General features: G+C 33.8%; 3 protein-coding genes and 1 rRNA gene. 3 read left to right on the top strand and 1 reads right to left on the bottom strand.

The genetic code is table 11. From position 1 onward, the window contains the following. Window positions 1-62 precede the first annotated feature (62 nt). The 3 genes from rrf (at window position 63) to WBG45_RS11015 (ending at window position 1,798) form a co-directional block, all read left to right on the top strand. Window positions 63-178 (top strand): 5S ribosomal RNA (gene rrf / locus WBG45_RS11025). A 273-nt stretch (window positions 179-451) separates the two neighbouring features. Next, window positions 452-1,168 carry a hypothetical protein gene (locus tag WBG45_RS11020; RefSeq protein ID WP_424414537.1) on the top strand — a complete coding sequence of 239 codons (717 nt, stop codon included), beginning with the start codon at window positions 452-454 and terminating at the stop codon, window positions 1,166-1,168. A 156-nt stretch (window positions 1,169-1,324) separates the two neighbouring features. Then, window positions 1,325-1,798 carry a hypothetical protein gene (locus tag WBG45_RS11015; protein ID WP_424414536.1) on the top strand — a complete coding sequence of 158 codons (474 nt, stop codon included), beginning with the start codon at window positions 1,325-1,327 and terminating at the stop codon, window positions 1,796-1,798. A 463-nt stretch (window positions 1,799-2,261) separates the two neighbouring features. Here WBG45_RS11015 and WBG45_RS11010 read toward each other — a convergent pair. Beyond that, a partial coding sequence (locus WBG45_RS11010; RefSeq protein WP_424414534.1) for a hypothetical protein occupies window positions 2,262-2,496 on the bottom strand: 235 nt, incomplete at its 5' end.

The following is a 2,496-nucleotide window of genomic DNA, read 5'->3' as shown; positions in this document are numbered from 1 at the left end:
AAATTTTGAATGGCTTTCAATGGCCCGTTTATCCAGTTTTGAGTGAACAAACACTCAATAAGTCTAGTGATAATGGCAAAGAGGTCACACCCGTTCCCATACCGAACACGGAAGTTAAGCTCTTTAGCGCCGATGGTAGTTGGGGGTCTCCCCCTGCAAGAGTAGGACGTCGCTAGGCATATAGAAAACCGATACCTGTTAAAGGGTATCGGTTTTTTTGTGTGTTTTTTATTGATTCAAAAATGCGTGAAAAAGAATGAACAAAGAAAAGAGAGTAGACATTGCTAAGCGAAAAGACACGGTGCCGGAAGGCACTGGTTAATCCATTCATTTTTTCTTGATTCATAACACAAACAAAGAAAAAGGATATATTTTCCTTGCGTCGAATAATATAAAAAGAAGATTCCTTTTAAGTAAAAGATACTTATATCAGACCTAACTGGGGGTATTTATGAAATTCTTGAAGAATATGATTATGATTTCTGTCACAAGTATGTTGTTATCCTCATGTGGTGATTTCAGTTCAATTACTGGATGTCCTGATGGTCAAATTGAGTGGGTAGATATGGTTATGATAGATGATATTAAATACCAACATCACTTTCCAGAACCAGCTGACGAGAATAATCCTTTGCCAATTGAAAAGGGCAGAGAGCTTGGAAAAGTAACTTTTAAGATGGCTGATCGTGCATGTAGTAATCATCAGATGAAAAATGGGGATGCTGCATATTTGGACGAAGGTACATCAATTTATGAAGTCAAAGGATACCCATCTTCTCTAATTGTTGTTGCAAATGATAAGGCATTTTTAGTAGATACTAATAAAAAAGCAAAAACTGCTGACGATTTATACCAGTTAGATGGTTTGGTCAAAAATATTTATATCGAAAGCACTGAAGATGGCAGTCGAATACAACCTTTTACACAAGCTTCAACAAATAAATTCCTAGATGCTTGGTCTCAATTAAAACTAGAGAATCCAGAATCGTTATATAAGAAAGGAGAAATGGAAGGAGATAGAATCTTTTTAGAGATTGAACTTAACAATGGTGTTTCTTTCAGACTAGTTTATTGGGTTGACTCAGATATTTTCAGTAATGGAGTAATAGGAAACAAAGAAATAAAGAAAATCATTGAGGATGAATTATCAAACAATATTAGTGAATAATTATTTATCTATTTCTAAGAGTTGCTTAAGCAGCTCTTTTTCTAACGTTTATCAAGAATATTAGTGCTGCTCTAAATGACGACGATGTTCACATGAGGTTGGTTAAGCCAAGAAGGTATTCTTGATCTCAATAAAACTTATAGAGGAGAAAATGAATTGAAGAATGATTTTAACAAAAGTAATAAATTAACAAGAATATTGACTGTTTTTATGGTTGGATTTATTTTACTAGTTACAATTTTTCATATAATAAAGTTACCGGTACATATGGCTGATTGGTTAGTTCCTTTTAAAGTAGTGGAACCTTTCTATGATGTTGAGGATCTCGATAAACAGTACTCGAAAGTGATGGGCTATAATAAAGTGAAATTAGTTTACGAAAACCAAGAGGGGATTTTAACTGTTTGGGCGACGAGCGAAATAGGTTGGAATAAGGTTTCAAATTGGGAGGAAGAGGTCGAATTATTAAACGGAGCAACTGGATATTATAATGAGACTAATCTTTTTCAATCGATTAGTTTTAGAGTAGATGAAGTTGAATATTCAATTGACTATAAAGGAAATGACCCCATTTCCAAAAGCGACCTTATTAAAATTGCTAATTCTATTGTAATAACTAAATTTGCGTAGGGTGTATAAGCCTGTATAACTAACTTATTGATTCAATAAACTAAATGGTTTCCAGAATGAACATTTACAAGGACAAAAGCTATCTATTCAAGGTTCAGATCAGAGAAGGACTCCTATGAAAATAGCGATAACTTTTCTTCTAAACACTTTTGTTGATTGGGTGCCCTATTCATATGCTGATTTGGGATCAATCTTGTAAATTCATTATTTTATATCACTCAACTAAACTATCCTGACTCAATACAATGATCGAGTTTGTATATATTACAGACTTTCAAAAAGGTCAAATATATTTGGGATTGTGAATTACACACCTTGTGAGAATATCACATATACATAGCGTTACAGTATTCCTATCGGGTCTTTTTGGAGGATATCCAACTATAAGTGATTAAGAAGCAAACTTAGTTTTAAAAAAAATTTACTATTGTATTGACTTTTATAAGCCAGACTGATATATTTATTAAGTTGCTGATTTAAGCGCAACGAAGTAAATGAAAAAAATAAAACTTCTTGTTGACATGACAATGAAGATTTGATATGATATAAGAGTTGCTGTTGAAACAGCGACGCTAACACATGAACCTTGAAAACTGAACAGCAAAACGTCAACTAACAAGCGGAACGCACTTCGGTGCCGGAAGCATAAACGTTTTCTTCCGCCGACACCTGTCGGTATCGAAAACAAACTTGAACTT

This window comes from Paenisporosarcina sp. (assembly GCF_049671445.1).
Taxonomy (GTDB): domain Bacteria; phylum Bacillota; class Bacilli; order Bacillales_A; family Planococcaceae; genus Paenisporosarcina.
The sequence above is the reverse complement of the archived record's forward strand: the minus strand, read 5'-3'. Positions and strand labels throughout refer to the sequence as shown.

Coding starts and splice junctions, on each gene's coding strand:
- WBG45_RS11020 (WP_424414537.1), top strand. CDS start 452: ATGAAATTCTTGAAGAATATGATTATGATTTCTGTCACAAGTATGTTG.